Consider the following 14952-nt stretch of genomic DNA (forward strand, 5'->3'; position numbering starts at 1 on the left):
GGTGAAAGATTCCGCTATGCCCGGCAAGCCCGCCGGCACCCTGTACGTGGTGGCCACGCCAATCGGCAACCTGGACGACATCAGCGCGCGAGCCCTGCGCATTCTCGCCGATGTCGCATTGATCGCCGCCGAAGATACCCGCCACTCCGCACGCCTGCTGCAGCACTTCGGGATTGCCACCCCCCTGCAGGCCTGCCATGAGCACAATGAGCGCGAGCAGGGCGGACGCTTCATCGGCCGCCTGCAGGCGGGGGAGGATGTTGCGCTGATCTCGGATGCCGGCACCCCGCTGATTTCCGATCCGGGCTATCACCTGGTACGTCAGGCCCGCGCCGCCGGTATCAGGGTGGTTCCGGTGCCCGGTGCCTGTGCGCTGATCGCTGCCCTGTCCGCGGCAGGTTTGCCGTCGGACCGGTTTATCTTCGAAGGGTTTTTGCCAGCCAGGATGGCGGCGCGCCGTGCCCGGCTCGAATTGCTCAGGGAGGAGCCGCGCACGCTGATTTTCTACGAGGCGCCGCACCGGATTCTTGAATGCATCGAGGATCTGCAGGTGATTTTCGGAGCGGAGCGCCAGGCGGTACTGGGGCGCGAGCTGACCAAGGCCTTCGAGACCCTCAAGGGCCTGCCGCTGGGCGAGTTGTGCGCCTGGGTGGCGGCTGACAGCAACCAGCAGCGTGGCGAATGCGTACTGCTGGTGGCGGGCTGGGAGGCGCCGGAGGGCGACGCGCAAGTCAGCACCGAGGCTTTGCGCGTGCTCGATCTGCTGCTCGCCGAAATGCCGCTCAAGCGTGCGGCGGCGCTGGCTGCCGAGATTAGCGGGGTGCGCAAGAATCTGCTGTATCAGGCCGCGCTTGAGCGGCAGGGCGACGCCTGACCTTGTCCTGTGACCGCTCAGCCGTTACTCTGGCTGCCGGAGAGTCGATCGGACAGTCGCTGCCGCTGGTTGTTCTGCAACAGGCGGGGGAGGAAAGTCCGGGCTCCACAGGGCAGAGTGCCAGGTAACGCCTGGGAGGCGCGAGCCTACGGAAAGTGCCACAGAAAATAACCGCCTAAGCACGCAAGTGCCGGTAAGGGTGAAAAGGTGCGGTAAGAGCGCACCGCACGACTGGCAACAGTTCGTGGCTAGGCAAACCCCACTCGGAGCAAGACCAAATAGGGTTCCATTGGCGTGGCCCGCGCTGGAACCGGGTAGGTTGCTAAAGACGTGCAGTGATGTACGTCGTAGAGGAATGACTGTCCTCGACAGAACCCGGCTTACAGATCGACTCTCCTCCTTTTTGCTCCTTCCGCTTCGCTTGCATTTCCACTGAGTTAATACCAAAAAAATCTTACTCTTAACAAATCACTTTAAGTTCGTGATTCATTGCCCTGTGTTCGCTGGTTTTTGCTCGAAAACCACCCTGTCAAAACCCCGTATATCCCTTCTTTCCCCTCGCTAAATCACCGTCCTGTAAGGATTTTTCCTCATTTCAGTGCCTTGACGGTGGGGCCTTTGCATTCCTATAGTGTGCGGAAGTGGTGAAAAGTGGGTTGAAGTGGTTTTTGTGATCGCTAAAGCCGTCAAATAAGGGGAAATGCAGCAGTGTTTCGTGGAGCTAACGCCATCAGTCTCGACGCCAAAGGGCGCCTCGCGATGCCAAGCCGGTATCGCGATGAGCTCGTTGCGCGTTGTGCCGGCCAGCTCATCGTGACCATTGATGCGATTGACCCCTGCCTGTGCGTGTATCCGCTGGCCGAGTGGGAGTTGATCGAGGCCAAGTTGCGCGAACTGCCTTCCCTGCGCGAGGAAAGTCGCCGCTTGCAGCGCCTGCTGATCGGCAATGCCGTGGATGTCGAGCTGGATGCCAATGGCCGCTTCCTGGTGCCGCCGCGTCTGCGCGACTACGCGCGCCTGGACAAGCACGCCATGCTGGTTGGCCAGTTGAACAAGTTTCAGTTGTGGGATGAGGCTGCCTGGACTGCTGTGGCCGATGCAGACCTGGCGGCAATCAAGCAATCCGGCAGCCTGCCGGAAGAACTTCGCGACCTGATCCTGTGATGATGACCAATAGCTATAACCATGTGACCGTGCTGCTTGACGAGGCTGTGAATGCCTTGGCCATAACGCCGGCTGGCTGCTATCTGGACGGGACGTTCGGGCGTGGCGGACATAGCCGGCTGATTCTCCGGCAGCTCGGCTCCGCGGGCAGGTTGCTGGGGTTTGACAAGGACCCGCAAGCGATTGCAGCGGGACAGCAACTGGCGGCCGAGGATGGCCGCTTTGTCGTTGTGCAACGGAGTTTTGCCGAGCTGGCCGAAGAAGTGGCGGCGCTTGGCCTGACCGGCAAGATCAATGGTGTCCTGCTCGATCTGGGGGTGTCCTCGCCGCAACTGGATGACCCCGAGCGGGGCTTCAGTTTCATGAATGACGGTCCGCTGGACATGCGCATGGATCCATCGCGCGGGATCAGCGCGGCACAGTGGATCAATAGCGCCAGCGAAGAAGAGGTCGCCCATGTGTTCAAGGAATACGGGGAGGAGCGCTTTGCCCGGCGCATGGCGCGTGCGGTGGTGTTGCGGCGCAGCGAGCAGCCGTTTGCGCGTACCGCCGACCTGGCCAAGGTCCTGACGGTAGCCAATCCCGCCTGGGAAAAGGGCAAGAACCCGGCGACCCGGGCGTTCCAGGGGCTGCGCATTTACGTCAACAGCGAACTGGACGACTTGCAGCGTGGCCTGCAGGCCGCCCTGGATGTGCTGGCGATCGGTGGCCGCCTGGTGGTGATCAGCTTCCATTCGCTGGAAGACCGCATGGTCAAACAGTTCATGCGGGTGCAGGCAAAGGGTGAGGCAGACAAGTTGCCGCGCAACCTGCCAATCATTCCGCAGGCCTTCGAGCCGCGCCTGAAGCTGCTCGGCAAGCCGCAGTTTGCCAGTGATGCCGAAACCCGCGCCAACCCGCGTTCGCGTAGCGCGGTCATGCGTGTAGCGGAGAAGCTGCGATGAGCCGCCGTCTGGCCAAGCCATTGCCGGCCGGCAGCCTGCTGCTGTTGCTGCTGTTTGTCGGCGTGCTGGTCTCCGCGCTGTCGGTGTCCTACAGCGCCCATGTGCATCGCCAGCTGCTCAATGCGCTGTTTGCCGAGCTCAGCGAGCGCGACAAGCTGCAGGCCGAGTGGGGCCGGCTGATTCTCGAGCAGAGCACCTGGACGGCGCACAGCCGGATCGAGAATCTGGCCGTCGGCCAGATGCAGATGCGTATTCCGGAGCCGGCCGAAGTGCAGTTGGTGCAGCCATGATGCGGCTCGAGGGCGCGATGTATCCGTGGCGCTTGCGCCTAGTGCTGGTATTGCTGGCGCTGATGGTGGCGGCCATCGTCTGGCGCATCGTTGATCTGCAGGTGCTGGATCGCGCGTTCCTCCAGGAGCAGGGCGATGCCCGCAGCATGCGCCACTTGCCGATCCCGGCGCACCGCGGGCTGATCACCGACCGCAATGGCGAGCCGCTGGCCGTCAGTACCCCGGTCATCACGCTGTGGGTGAACCCGAAGGAGCTGGCGGCTGCCAAGTCGCGCTGGACCGAGCTGGCTGCTGCCGTCGGGCAGAATCCGGCCGAGCTGGCGAAGCGCCTGAATGACAACAAGGGCCGCGAGTTCATGTACCTGGTGCGCGGCCTGATCCCCGAGCAGGGCCAGCAGGTGCTGGAGCTGAAGATTCCTGGCGTGTATGGCATCGAAGAATTCCGCCGTTTCTATCCGGCCGGCGAAGTTGCCGCGCATGTGGTGGGCTTTACCGATGTGGATGACCATGGCCGCGAAGGGGTCGAGCTGGCCTTCGACCAGTGGCTGGCCGGCGTGCCGGGCAAGCGGCAGGTGCTCAAGGACCGTCGCGGACGGTTGATCAAGGATGTGCAGGTCACCCAGAACGCCAAGCCGGGCAAGACCCTGGCGCTGTCGATCGATCTGCGCCTGCAGTACCTGGCCCATCGCGAGCTGCGCAATGCCCTGGTCGAGTTCGGCGCCAAGGCGGGGAGCCTGGTGATGGTCGACGTCAAGACCGGTGAAGTGCTGGCGATGGTCAACCAGCCGACCTACAACCCGAACAACCGGCGCAACCTGCAACCGGCGGCGATGCGCAACCGCGCGATGATCGATGTGTTCGAGCCGGGCTCGACGGTCAAGCCGTTCACCGTGGCGATGGGTCTGCACTCCGGCAAGTACCAGCCGGAGACCATCATGGATACCCGTCCCGGCTCGCTCCAGGTTGGGCGCAAGACCGTGCGAGACGTGCACAACTACGGGGTGCTGGACATTACCGGGGTGATCAAGAAGTCGAGCAACGTCGGGGTGGCCAAGATTGCCCTGGAGGTCGGTGGCGACCAGCTGTACAACACCCTGCAGCAGGTCGGTCTGGGCCAGGATACCGGCCTCGGCTTTCCCGGCGAGCGGGCCGGCAATCTGCCCAACTTCCGTGTCTGGAAGCCGATTGAAACGGCAGTGATGTCTTATGGCTACGGGCTGTCAGTCACCGCGGTGCAGCTCGCCCACGCGTATACCGTGCTGGGCAATAACGGTATCAGCGTGCCGCTGTCCATGAGTCGCGTGGATCAGCCGGCAAGCGGTGTGCGGGTGCTGGATGCCAACGTCAGCCGGCAGGTCCTGCAGATGCTGCGCACCGTGGTCGACGAGGACGGCGGTACCGGCTCCAAGGCACGGGTGCCCGGCTACCAGGTCGGCGGCAAGACCGGCACCGTGCACAAGACCATCGCCGGCGGCGGCTATGCCGAGAAGCAGTACCGCTCGGTGTTTGCCGGCCTGGCGCCGATTTCCAACCCGCGGATTGCCTGCGTGGTAGTGATTGACGAGCCGCGCCCGGTATTCGGTCAGTACTACGGAGGCTTTGTCGCGGCGCCGGTGTTCGGCAAGGTCGTGGCCAGTGCCATGCGGCTGATGAATGTGCCGCCGGACAACCTGCCGGTGCTGGCCGCCGAAGACCAGGGCGCAGCCCAGCCAGCCAAGGGGGGGCGGATCTGATGCCGATGCCGCTCAACCAGTTGCTGCCCCAGGCCGAGACTTCGGTGCTGATTCGCGAGCTGACCCTGGACAGCCGCAAGGTGCTGCCGGGCGACCTGTTCCTCGCGGTACCCGGGGCCCTGCATGATGCCCGCGAGCATATCGGCGATGCCATCGGCCGTGGCGCGACGGCAGTGGTGTATGAGGCCGAGGGTGCGCAGTTTGTCCTGGCGAATCCCGGCGTGGCGCTGATACCGGTCAAGGGATTGTCGGCCCAGCTGTCGGCGATCGCCGGGCGCTTCTATGGTGAGCCGAGCCGGGCCATGCGCCTGGTCGGGGTCACCGGCACCAACGGCAAGACCAGCGTGACCCAATTGATTGCCCAGGCGCTGGATCGTCTGGGCGAGCCGTGCGGCATCGTCGGCACCCTGGGCTGCGGCTTTCATGGTGCCCTGCAGGCCGGTCGTCACACCACGCCGGATGCACTGGCGGTGCAGGCGACCCTGGCTGACCTCAAGCAAGCCGGTGCGCGTGCGGTGGCGATGGAAGTTTCCTCCCACGGGCTGGATCAGGACCGGGTGGCGGCACTCGATTTCGAAGTGGCGGTGTTCACCAACCTGACCCGTGATCACCTCGACTACCACGGCTCGATGGACAGCTATGCCGCGGTCAAGTCGCGGCTGTTTGCCTGGCCGCAGCTCAAGTGCCGGGTGATCAACCTGGATGATCCGTTCGGTCGCACACTGGCCGGCCAGAAGCTGCCTTCGCGGCTGATTGGCTACAGCCTGGAAAATACTGCCGCCGATCTCTATTGCCTGGATGCCCGCTTCAGCGACCAGGGCATCGAGGCGCGCATCGTCACGCCGCAGGGCGATGGCTTGCTGCGCAGTTCCCTGCTCGGGCGCTTCAATCTGAGCAACCTGCTGGCCACCATCGGCGCCCTGATCGGCATGGGTTATCCGCAGGATGAAATCCTCGCTGCCATGCCGCACCTGCAGGGCCCGGCCGGGCGCATGCAGCGCCTGGGCGGGGCTGGACAGCCGCTGGTGGTGGTCGACTACGCGCATACCCCGGATGCCCTGGAGAAAGTCCTGGCTGCCTTGCGCCCGCAGGTGAGTGGCGAGCTGCTGTGCCTGTTCGGCTGTGGTGGCGACCGCGACCGCGGCAAGCGCGCACTGATGGCGGAAGTTGCCGAGCGGCTGGCCGACCGCGTGCTGGTCACCGACGACAATCCGCGCAGCGAAGATCCGGCACGGATTTTCAGTGATATTCGCAGCGGTTTTGCCCGACCGCAGGCGGTGACCTTCCAGCATGGTCGCGCCGAGGCCATCGACGCGCTGGTTGGCGCTGCCCGGCTGGGCGACGTGGTGGTGCTGGCCGGCAAGGGCCATGAGGATTACCAGGAAATCAACGGCCAACGCCTGCCGTTTTCGGATCTGCAGCAGGCCGCCCTGGCCCTGGCTGCATGGGAGGTGGCGCATGCTTGAGGCGCTGACCCTGAGCCGAATCGCGGCCAGCCTGAACGGCCGCCTGCTGGGCCGTGATGTGCAGTTCTCGGCAGTTTCCACCGACAGCCGGAAGATTGCCCCGGGGCAGCTGTTCATTGCCCTGAGCGGGCCGAATTTCGACGGCCATGACTACCTGCGCGACGTCGCGGAGAAGGGCGCGGTTGCCGCGCTGGTCGAACGTCCGGTGGCGGGTGTCGACCTGCCACAACTGCAGGTCGCCGATACGCGCATCGCCCTCGGCCAGCTCGGCGCCCTCAACCGCCAGGCCTACAGCGGGCCATTGGTGGCCATTACCGGATCCAGCGGCAAGACCACGGTCAAGGAAATGCTCGCCAGCATCCTGCGCGCCAGCCTGGGTGGTGCGGTGCTGGCCACCCGCGGCAACCTGAACAACGATCTCGGCGTGCCGCTGACCCTGCTCGAACTGGACCGCCAGCACGTGGCAGCAGTCATCGAGCTGGGCGCCAACCATGTCGGCGAGATTGCCTACACCGTAGCCCTGGCCAGACCGCAGGTCGCGATTCTGAACAATGCCGGCAACGCGCATGTCGGCGAGTTTGGCGGCCCCGAGAAAATTGTCGAGGCCAAGGGCGAGATCATTGACGGGCTGGCTGCCGATGGGGTGGCCGTGCTCAACCTGGATGACCCGGCCTTTGCCCGCTGGGCCGCGCGGGCCGGCGTCCGGCGTGTGCTCAGCTTTGCCCTGGACAACCCGGCAGCCGACCTGCATGCCAGCGATATCCGGCTGGATGCCCGCGGTTGCCCGGCGTTTACCCTGCAGGGGCTGGCGGACGAGGTGCGGATCCAGCTCAATCTGCTGGGCCGGCATAATGTCGCCAACGCCCTGGCCGCCGCCGCCGCCGCCCATGCCCTGAAGGTGCCGCTGGTCGGAATCCGCCAGGGCCTGGAAAGCCTGCAACCGGTCAAAGGCCGCGCCGTAGCGCAGTTGGCGACGAATGGCGTGCGATTGATCGACGATACCTACAACGCCAACCCGATTTCGATGTGTGCCGCGGTTGATATACTCGCCGCCTTCCCCGGGCGCACCGTTCTGGTCCTCGGGGACATGGGCGAGTTGGGCGAGTGGGCCGAGCAGGGCCATCGCGATGTCGGCGCTTATGCCGCCGGCAAAGTCAGCGCGCTGTATGCCGTTGGCCCGCTGATGCGCCATGCCGTGGCGGCATTCGGCGCCGAAGGCCGCCACTTTGCCGATCAGGCCAGCCTGATCGCGGCGCTGGCGGCCGAGCAGGGACCCTCCACCACGCTTCTGATCAAAGGTTCGCGCAGTGCGGCCATGGACAAGGTCGTCGCCGCACTTTGCGCATCCACCGAGGAGAATCACTAATGCTGCTGCTGCTGGCGGAGTACCTGCAACAGTTTTACAAGGGCTTTGGCGTGTTCCAGTACCTGACCCTGCGCGGGATTCTGGGCGTGCTGACCGCGCTGGCCCTGTCCCTGTGGCTGGGGCCGTGGATGATTCGCACCCTGCAGATCCGCCAGATCGGCCAGGCCGTGCGTAATGACGGCCCGCAATCGCACCTGTCGAAGAAGGGTACGCCGACCATGGGTGGTGCGCTGATTCTGTCGGCCATCGCCATCAGCACGCTGCTCTGGGCGGACCTGTCCAACCGCTATGTCTGGGTCGTGCTGGTGGTCACCCTGCTGTTCGGCGCGATTGGCTGGGTCGACGACTACCGCAAGGTAATCGAGAAGAACTCGCGCGGGCTGCCGAGCCGCTGGAAATATTTCTGGCAGTCGGTGTTCGGGGTTGCCGCCGCCGGCTTCCTGTTCATGACCGCGCAGAGCCCGGTGGAAACCACCCTGATCGTGCCGATGCTCAAGGATGTCAGCATTCCGCTGGGCGCCGGCTTCATCGTGCTGACCTACTTCGTCATCGTCGGCACCAGCAATGCGGTCAACCTGACCGATGGCCTGGATGGCCTGGCGATCATGCCGACAGTGATGGTCGGTGGCGCGCTGGGCATCTTCTGTTACCTCTCGGGTAACGTGAAGTTTGCCGAATACCTGCTGATTCCCTACGTGCCGGGTGCTGGCGAGCTGATCGTGTTCTGCGCGGCGATGGTCGGTGCCGGGCTGGGTTTCCTCTGGTTCAACACCTATCCGGCGCAAGTGTTCATGGGGGACGTCGGTGCGCTGGCGTTGGGCGCCGCGCTGGGCACCATCGCGGTGATCGTGCGGCAGGAGATCGTGCTGTTCATCATGGGTGGGGTGTTCGTCATGGAAACCCTGTCGGTGATCATCCAGGTTGCGTCCTTCAAGCTGACCGGCAAGCGGGTGTTCCGCATGGCGCCGATTCATCACCACTTCGAACTCAAGGGCTGGCCGGAGCCGCGGGTGATAGTGCGCTTCTGGATCATCACCGTGATTCTCGTCCTGGTTGGCCTGGCCACCCTGAAGTTGAGGTAATAGACAGTGTCACTGATCGCTTCCGACCAGTTCCGTATCGTTGTCGGCCTCGGCAAGAGCGGCATGTCCGTGGTGCGCTTCCTCGCGCAGCAGGGCGTGCGCTTCGCCGTGGCCGACACGCGCGCGAACCCGCCGGAGCTGGCGACCCTGCAGCGCGACTATCCGCAGGTGGAAGTGCGTTGCGGCGAGCTGGACGCGGAGTTCCTCTGCCGCGCCTCGGAGCTGTATGTCAGCCCTGGCCTGGCCGTGGCCACCCCGGCGCTGCAGGTGGCGGCGGCGCGTGGCGTCAAGCTGTCCGGTGACATAGACCTGTTTGCCCGCTACGCGCAGGCGCCGATCGTGGCGATAACCGGTTCCAACGCCAAGAGCACCGTGACCACCCTGGTCGGTGAGATGGCCCGGGCGGCCGGCAAGCGGGTGGCGGTCGGCGGCAATCTCGGCCTGCCGGCACTGGATCTGCTGGCCGCTGACGTCGAGCTGTATGTCGTCGAGTTGTCCAGCTTCCAGCTGGAGACCACCGAATCGCTGAATGCAGAAGTGGCGACCTGCCTGAATATCAGCGAAGACCACATGGACCGCTACGCCGGCATGCCGCAGTACCATCTGGCCAAGCACCGGATATTCCGGGGTGCCCGCCAGGTGGTGGTGAACCGTGACGATGCGCTGTCACGGCCGTTGCTGGCCGATCAGCTGCCGTGCTGGACCTTCGGCCTGGGCAAGCCGGATTTCAAGGGCTTTGGCCTGATCGAGGAGGCTGGCGAGAAATGGCTGGCATTCCAGTTCGAGCCCCTGCTGCCGGTGCGCGAACTGAAGATCCGCGGTGCGCACAACCAGAGCAATGCACTGGCGGCGCTGGCACTGGGCCACGCCGTCGGCCTGCCGTTCGCGCCGATGCTCGTGGCCCTGCAGCAGTTCACCGGCCTGGCCCATCGCTGCCAGTGGGTTGGCGAACACAAGGGTGCCGCTTATTACGACGACTCCAAGGCCACCAATGTCGGCGCCGCGCTGGCCGCCATTGAAGGCCTTGGCGCGGATATCAGCGGCAAGCTGCTGCTGATCGCCGGCGGTGACGGCAAGGGTGCCGATTTCTCCGCGCTGCAGGCGCCGGTGGCGCGCTTCTGCCGCGCCGTGGTGCTGCTCGGTCGTGATGCCGGCCGCCTGGCCGAGGCGCTCGGCAGCAGCGTGCCGCAGGTGCGGGTAAGCAGCCTGGAGGAGGCCGTGCGGCGCAGCGCCGAACTGGCCCGGCCGGGCGATGCGGTGTTGCTCTCGCCGGCCTGCGCCAGCCTGGACATGTTCAAGAATTTCGAAGAACGCGGGCGGCTGTTCGCCCAGGCCGTGGGAGGGCTCGGCTGATGCTGCCATCCCTGTTCAATGCGCCCTCACCACTGTTCAGTTCGCGCGGGATCGACCTGGACTTCCCGCTGCTGGCCGGTTGCCTGGCCCTGCTCGGCCTCGGCCTGGTGATGATCGCCTCGTCCTCCTCGGAAATTGCCGCGGTGAATATGGGCAATACCCACTACAACACCATTCGCCACTTGGTCTATCTGGCGCTGGGCCTGGTTGCGTGCGGGCTGACCATGATGGTGCCGATGGCCGAAGTGCAAAAGCGCAGCGGCAGCCTGCTGCTGGTTGCCATAGTGCTGCTGGTTCTGGTGCTGCTGCCGGGCCTTGGCCGCGAAGTCAACGGGGCCAAGCGCTGGATCGGCGTGGGCCTGTTCAATGTGCAGCCTTCCGAGCTGGCCAAGGTGTTTGCGGTGACCTTCCTCGCCTCTTATCTGGTGCGTCGGCAGAAGCAGGTACGCGAGAGCTGGATGGGCTTCTTCGCGCCGTTTTTCGTGCTCCTGCCGGTCGCCGGCTTGCTGCTGCTGGAGCCGGACTTTGGCGCCACCGTGGTGATGCTCGCGGCCGCGGCCGGCATGCTGTTCCTCGGCGGGGTCGGGCTGTTCCGCTTCGGCCTGCTGATTCTGCTGGCGGCTGCCGCGGTTTACGCGCTGGTCCAGGACCCCTATCGCTGGGCGCGGATCACCAACTTCTCCGACCCCTGGGCCGACCAGTTCGGCGCCGGCTACCAGTTGAGCCAGGCCCTGATTGCCTTCGGCCGCGGCGAATGGCTGGGGGTGGGGCTGGGCAACAGTGTGCAGAAGCAGTTCTATCTGCCGGAAGCGCATACCGACTTCGTGTTCTCCGTGCTGGCCGAAGAGTTGGGACTGGTTGGCGCCTTGCTGACCGTGGCGCTGTTTGTCTTCGTCGGGGTGCGCTCGCTGTATGTCGGCCTGTGGGCCGAGCGCTCGCGGCAATTCTTCTCGGCCTATGTGGCCTATGGCCTGGCCTTTCTGTGGATCGGCCAGATCCTGATCAATATCGGGGTGAATATCGGCCTGTTGCCGACCAAGGGCCTGACCCTGCCGTTCCTCAGTTACGGCGGCAGCTCGCTGATCATCTGCTGTGCCAGCCTGGGCATGTTGCTGCGCATCGAGTGGGAGAGCCGGACCTACCTGGGCAGCGCCGAAGTCGAGTTCAGCGAAGAAGACTTTACCGTGGAGGAGCTGACCCATGCCCGGTAATGTCCTGATCATGGCCGGCGGCACCGGCGGCCACGTGTTCCCCGCCCTGGCCTGTGCCCGCGAGTTCCAGGCGCGCGGCTACAGCGTGCACTGGCTGGGTACCCCGCGCGGGATCGAGAATGAACTGGTGCCGGCGGCCGGGCTGCCGCTGCACCGCATCAGCATCAGCGGCCTGCGCGGCAAGGGCCTGCTGGCCCTGCTCAAGGCGCCGCTGCAGCTGTTGCTTGCGCTGCTGCAGGCGCGCCGCATCGTGCGCCAGCTGCAGCCGGTCTGCGTGCTCGGCATGGGCGGCTATGTCACCGGCCCGGGCGGCCTGGCGGCCTGGCTGAACGGCTCACCGCTGATCATCCACGAGCAGAATGCCGTGGCCGGTACCGCCAATCGCAGCCTGGCGGCTTTCGCCAAGCGCATTTGCGAAGCCTTCCCCAATACCTTCGCCAGCAGCGCCAAGCTCTGCACCACGGGCAACCCGGTACGCGAGGAACTGTTTCTGGAGACTCCGCGGCCGCCCCTGGCCGGACGCCGGCCGCGGCTGCTGGTACTTGGCGGCAGCCTGGGCGCCGAACCGCTGAACCAGCTGTTGCCGGCGGCCCTGGCCAAACTGCCGGAAGAACTGCGTCCGCAGGTGTTCCACCAGGCCGGCAAGCAGCATGCGCAGATCACCGCCGAACGCTATCGGCAGGCGCAGGTCGAGGCCGAAGTGGCTCCGTTCATCAGCGACATGGCGGCGGCGTATGGCCAGGCGGACCTGGTGATCTGCCGCGCCGGTGCCCTGACGGTCAGCGAACTGGCGGCTGCCGGATTGCCGGCCCTGCTGATTCCGTTGCCGCATGCCATCGATGATCACCAGACCCGCAATGCTGCCTACCTGGCCGATGCCGGCGCCGCCGTATTGCTGCCGCAACACAAGACCGACGCGGACCAGTTGGCCGCGCAGCTGACCGAGGTGCTCATGCAGCCGGGAAAACTCAAGACCATGGGCGCCACTGCGCGCCGCCTGGCAAAACCCGACGCAACCCGGACGGTGGTCAGCATCTGCCTGGAGGTGGCGCATGCCTAAGCAACCAGCAGCCTACCAGCAGCCGGAAATGCGCCGGATCCGCAACATCCATTTCGTCGGGATTGGCGGGGCCGGCATGTGCGGTATCGCCGAAGTGCTGCTCAACATGGGCTACTCGGTGTCTGGTTCCGACCTGAAGGCCTCCCCGGTCACCGAGCGCCTGGAAAAGTTCGGTGCGCAGGTGTTCATCGGCCACCAGGCGCAGAACGTTGCCCGCGCCGATGTGCTGGTGGTGTCCAGTGCAGTCAACACGAGCAACCCGGAAGTCGCCTGTGCCCTGGAACGGCGCATTCCGGTGGTGCCGCGCGCCGAGATGCTGGCCGAGCTGATGCGCTATCGCCACGGCATCGCGGTGGCCGGCACCCACGGCAAGACCACCACTACCAGTCTGATTGCCTCGGTGTTTGCCGCCGGCGGCCTGGATCCGACCTTCGTCATCGGTGGCCGGCTGAATGCCGCCGGCACCAATGCCCAGCTCGGTGCCAGCCGCTACCTGGTCGCCGAAGCCGACGAGAGCGATGCCAGCTTCCTGCACCTGCAACCGATGGTGTCGGTGGTGACCAACATCGATGCCGACCACATGAGTACCTATGGCGGCGACTTCAACAAGCTGAAGAAAACCTTCGTCGAGTTTCTGCACAACCTGCCGTTCTACGGCCTGGCCGTGGTCTGCATCGATGATCCGGTGGTCTGCGAGATACTGCCGCAGATCAGCCGGCCAACCGTTACCTACGGTTTCGCCGAAGCGGCCGATGTACGCGCCATCAATGTCCGCCAGCAGGGCATGCAGACCTATTTCACCGTGCTGCGCCCGGATCATCCGCCGCTGGATGTCTCGGTCAACATGCCGGGTAACCACAACGTGCTGAATGCCCTGGCGACCATTGCCATTGCGACCGACGAGGGCATCGCCGATGCCGCGATCGTGGCCGGGCTCTCGGGCTTCCAGGGTGTTGGCCGGCGCTTTCAAGTGTACGGCGACCTGCCGGTCGACGGTGGCAGCGTGATGCTGGTGGATGACTATGGCCACCATCCGCGCGAAGTGGCGGCGGTGATCAAGGCCGTGCGCGGCGGCTGGCCCGAGCGGCGCCTGGTGATGGTCTACCAGCCGCATCGCTTCAGCCGTACCCGCGACCTGTATGACGATTTCGTGCAGGTGCTGGGTGATGCCAGCGTGCTGCTGCTGATGGAAGTCTACCCGGCCGGCGAAGCCCCGGTACCGGGTGCCGACAGCCGCCACCTGTGCCACAGCATCCGCCAGCGCGGCCAGCTGGATCCGATCTATGTCGAGCGCGGGGTGGATCTGGCGCCGCTGCTCAAGCCCCTGCTGCGGCCCGGCGACATCCTGCTTTGCCAGGGCGCCGGGGATATTGGCGGGGTTGCCCCACAGCTGGTGCAGAGTGCCTTGTTCCAGGCAGCGAAGCCTGCCGGCAAAACGGCAGTGAAGAGGAAGTCGAAATGAGTGGCGAGTTGAAGTCGACCCTGGCTCCCGGCGCCTTCGGCCGTGTTGCCGTGCTGTTTGGCGGCAAGAGCGCCGAGCGTGAGGTATCCCTGAAGTCCGGGCAGGCAGTGCTGGAGGCTTTGCTGGCCGCCGGGGTGGATGCCTTTGCGCTGGATGTGGGCGATGACCTGCTGCAGCGCCTGGCGGCGGAGAAGATTGATCGGGCCTTTATCGTGCTGCACGGCCGTGGCGGAGAAGACGGCGCCATGCAGGGGCTGCTCGAGTGCCTGGGGATTCCCTACACCGGCAGCGGTGTGCTGGCCTCCGCGCTGGCCATGGACAAGCTGCGCACCAAGCAGGTCTGGCAGAGCCTCGGGCTATCCACGCCGCGGCATGCGGCGCTGAGCAGTGAGGCCGATTGCCAGGCGGCCGCCGCCGAGCTGGGCTTCCCGCTGATCGTCAAGCCGGCGCATGAGGGTTCCAGCATCGGCATGGCCAAGGTGGGCAGCGTCGACGAGTTGGTGGCGGCCTGGAAAAGCGCCAGCCAGTACGACGATCAGGTGCTGGTCGAGCAGTGGATCAATGGCCCCGAGTTCACCATCGCCATGCTCCGCGGCCAGGTGTTGCCGCCCATCCGTCTGGGGACCACGCACAGCTTCTACGACTACGACGCCAAGTACCTGGCCGATGATACCCAGTACCAGATTCCGTGCGGGCTGGAACCGGCCAAGGAAGCCGAGCTGATCGAGCTGACCGCCCGCGCCTGCGAGGCTGTCGGTACCCGCGGCTGGGCGCGCGCCGATGTGATGCAGGATGCCAGCGGACGCTTCTGGCTGCTGGAAGTGAATACCGTGCCGGGAATGACCGATCACAGCCTGGTGCCGATGGCGGCACGGGCGGCCGGGCTGGATTTCCAGCAGCTGGTGCTGGCGATCCTGGCCGACAGCGTCGAGGCGAGGGGGTAGGCG

The 14952-nt window shown here is 65.3% G+C and carries 13 protein-coding genes and 1 other RNA gene; all 14 read left to right on the top strand.

Going from position 1 to position 14952, the window contains the following annotated elements; genetic code table 11:
- The first annotated feature begins 16 nt into the window (after positions 1–16).
- The 14 genes from rsmI to ISX93_RS09710 all read left to right on the top strand — a co-directional run bounded on the left by rsmI (position 17) and on the right by ISX93_RS09710 (position 14949).
- Positions 17–874 (top strand): 16S rRNA (cytidine(1402)-2'-O)-methyltransferase, encoded by an 858-nt coding sequence (rsmI, locus tag ISX93_RS09645; protein ID WP_195778623.1) that lies wholly within the window; start codon positions 17–19, stop codon positions 872–874.
- Between the two features lie 40 nt (positions 875–914).
- An RNA gene (gene rnpB, locus ISX93_RS09650) (RNase P RNA component class A) lies at positions 915–1273 on the top strand.
- Between the two features lie 309 nt (positions 1274–1582).
- Positions 1583–2038, top strand: coding sequence for a division/cell wall cluster transcriptional repressor MraZ (gene mraZ, locus ISX93_RS09655; RefSeq protein WP_195778511.1), 456 nt, complete (start codon positions 1583–1585; stop codon positions 2036–2038).
- 2 nt (positions 2039–2040) lie between these two features.
- Positions 2041–2982: a 16S rRNA (cytosine(1402)-N(4))-methyltransferase RsmH gene (gene rsmH / locus ISX93_RS09660; RefSeq protein ID WP_195778512.1), complete on the top strand. Its 942-nt coding sequence runs from the start codon at positions 2041–2043 to the stop codon at positions 2980–2982.
- Positions 2979–3272 carry a cell division protein FtsL gene (gene ftsL / locus ISX93_RS09665; protein WP_195778513.1) on the top strand — a complete coding sequence of 98 codons (294 nt, stop codon included), beginning with the start codon at positions 2979–2981 and terminating at the stop codon, positions 3270–3272. The genes rsmH and ftsL overlap by 4 nt, the downstream gene beginning before the upstream one ends.
- The gene (locus tag ISX93_RS09670; protein ID WP_195778624.1) at positions 3272–5005 is read left to right on the top strand and encodes a peptidoglycan D,D-transpeptidase FtsI family protein; all 1734 of its coding nucleotides are present in this window, start codon (positions 3272–3274) and stop codon (positions 5003–5005) included. The genes ftsL and ISX93_RS09670 overlap by 1 nt, the downstream gene beginning before the upstream one ends.
- On the top strand, positions 5005–6471 hold the full coding sequence (locus ISX93_RS09675; RefSeq protein ID WP_195778514.1) for a UDP-N-acetylmuramoyl-L-alanyl-D-glutamate--2,6-diaminopimelate ligase: 1467 nt from the start codon (positions 5005–5007) through the stop codon (positions 6469–6471). Before ISX93_RS09670 ends, ISX93_RS09675 begins: the two co-directional genes overlap by 1 nt.
- Entirely contained in the window at positions 6464–7837 is a 1374-nt protein-coding gene (locus ISX93_RS09680) for a UDP-N-acetylmuramoyl-tripeptide--D-alanyl-D-alanine ligase (RefSeq protein ID WP_195778515.1), read from the top strand. Before ISX93_RS09675 ends, ISX93_RS09680 begins: the two co-directional genes overlap by 8 nt.
- On the top strand, positions 7837–8919 hold the full coding sequence (gene mraY / locus ISX93_RS09685) for a phospho-N-acetylmuramoyl-pentapeptide-transferase (RefSeq protein WP_195778516.1): 1083 nt from the start codon (positions 7837–7839) through the stop codon (positions 8917–8919). Before ISX93_RS09680 ends, mraY begins: the two co-directional genes overlap by 1 nt.
- A 6-nt stretch (positions 8920–8925) precedes the next feature.
- The gene (gene murD / locus ISX93_RS09690) at positions 8926–10272 is read left to right on the top strand and encodes a UDP-N-acetylmuramoyl-L-alanine--D-glutamate ligase (protein ID WP_195778517.1); all 1347 of its coding nucleotides are present in this window, start codon (positions 8926–8928) and stop codon (positions 10270–10272) included.
- A complete protein-coding gene (gene ftsW / locus ISX93_RS09695) occupies positions 10272–11483 on the top strand; it encodes a putative lipid II flippase FtsW (protein ID WP_195778518.1) in 1212 nt (403 codons plus the stop codon). Before murD ends, ftsW begins: the two co-directional genes overlap by 1 nt.
- The gene (gene murG / locus ISX93_RS09700; RefSeq protein ID WP_195778519.1) at positions 11473–12543 is read left to right on the top strand and encodes an undecaprenyldiphospho-muramoylpentapeptide beta-N-acetylglucosaminyltransferase; all 1071 of its coding nucleotides are present in this window, start codon (positions 11473–11475) and stop codon (positions 12541–12543) included. The genes ftsW and murG overlap by 11 nt, the downstream gene beginning before the upstream one ends.
- Positions 12536–14005 carry a UDP-N-acetylmuramate--L-alanine ligase gene (murC, locus tag ISX93_RS09705; RefSeq protein WP_195778520.1) on the top strand — a complete coding sequence of 490 codons (1470 nt, stop codon included), beginning with the start codon at positions 12536–12538 and terminating at the stop codon, positions 14003–14005. Before murG ends, murC begins: the two co-directional genes overlap by 8 nt.
- Entirely contained in the window at positions 14002–14949 is a 948-nt protein-coding gene (locus ISX93_RS09710; protein WP_195778521.1) for a D-alanine--D-alanine ligase, read from the top strand. Before murC ends, ISX93_RS09710 begins: the two co-directional genes overlap by 4 nt.
- The last annotated feature ends 3 nt before the right edge of the window (positions 14950–14952 follow it).

The sequence above is a fragment of the Pseudomonas sp. N040 genome, assembly GCF_015637705.1.
Taxonomy (GTDB): domain Bacteria; phylum Pseudomonadota; class Gammaproteobacteria; order Pseudomonadales; family Pseudomonadaceae; genus Aquipseudomonas.

What these genes read in the sequence shown, in the direction of transcription:
- mraY (WP_195778516.1), top strand. Translation starts at nt 7,837, where the DNA reads ATGCTGCTGCTGCTGGCGGAGTACCTGCAACAGTTTTACAAGGGCTTT.
- ISX93_RS09675 (WP_195778514.1), top strand. Translation starts at nt 5,005, where the DNA reads ATGCCGATGCCGCTCAACCAGTTGCTGCCCCAGGCCGAGACTTCGGTG.
- rsmI (WP_195778623.1), top strand. Translation starts at nt 17, where the DNA reads ATGCCCGGCAAGCCCGCCGGCACCCTGTACGTGGTGGCCACGCCAATC.
- ftsL (WP_195778513.1), top strand. Translation starts at nt 2,979, where the DNA reads ATGAGCCGCCGTCTGGCCAAGCCATTGCCGGCCGGCAGCCTGCTGCTG.
- ftsW (WP_195778518.1), top strand. Translation starts at nt 10,272, where the DNA reads ATGCTGCCATCCCTGTTCAATGCGCCCTCACCACTGTTCAGTTCGCGC.
- rsmH (WP_195778512.1), top strand. Translation starts at nt 2,041, where the DNA reads ATGACCAATAGCTATAACCATGTGACCGTGCTGCTTGACGAGGCTGTG.
- ISX93_RS09710 (WP_195778521.1), top strand. Translation starts at nt 14,002, where the DNA reads ATGAGTGGCGAGTTGAAGTCGACCCTGGCTCCCGGCGCCTTCGGCCGT.
- ISX93_RS09670 (WP_195778624.1), top strand. Translation starts at nt 3,272, where the DNA reads ATGCGGCTCGAGGGCGCGATGTATCCGTGGCGCTTGCGCCTAGTGCTG.
- murG (WP_195778519.1), top strand. Translation starts at nt 11,473, where the DNA reads ATGCCCGGTAATGTCCTGATCATGGCCGGCGGCACCGGCGGCCACGTG.
- murC (WP_195778520.1), top strand. Translation starts at nt 12,536, where the DNA reads ATGCCTAAGCAACCAGCAGCCTACCAGCAGCCGGAAATGCGCCGGATC.
- ISX93_RS09680 (WP_195778515.1), top strand. Translation starts at nt 6,464, where the DNA reads ATGCTTGAGGCGCTGACCCTGAGCCGAATCGCGGCCAGCCTGAACGGC.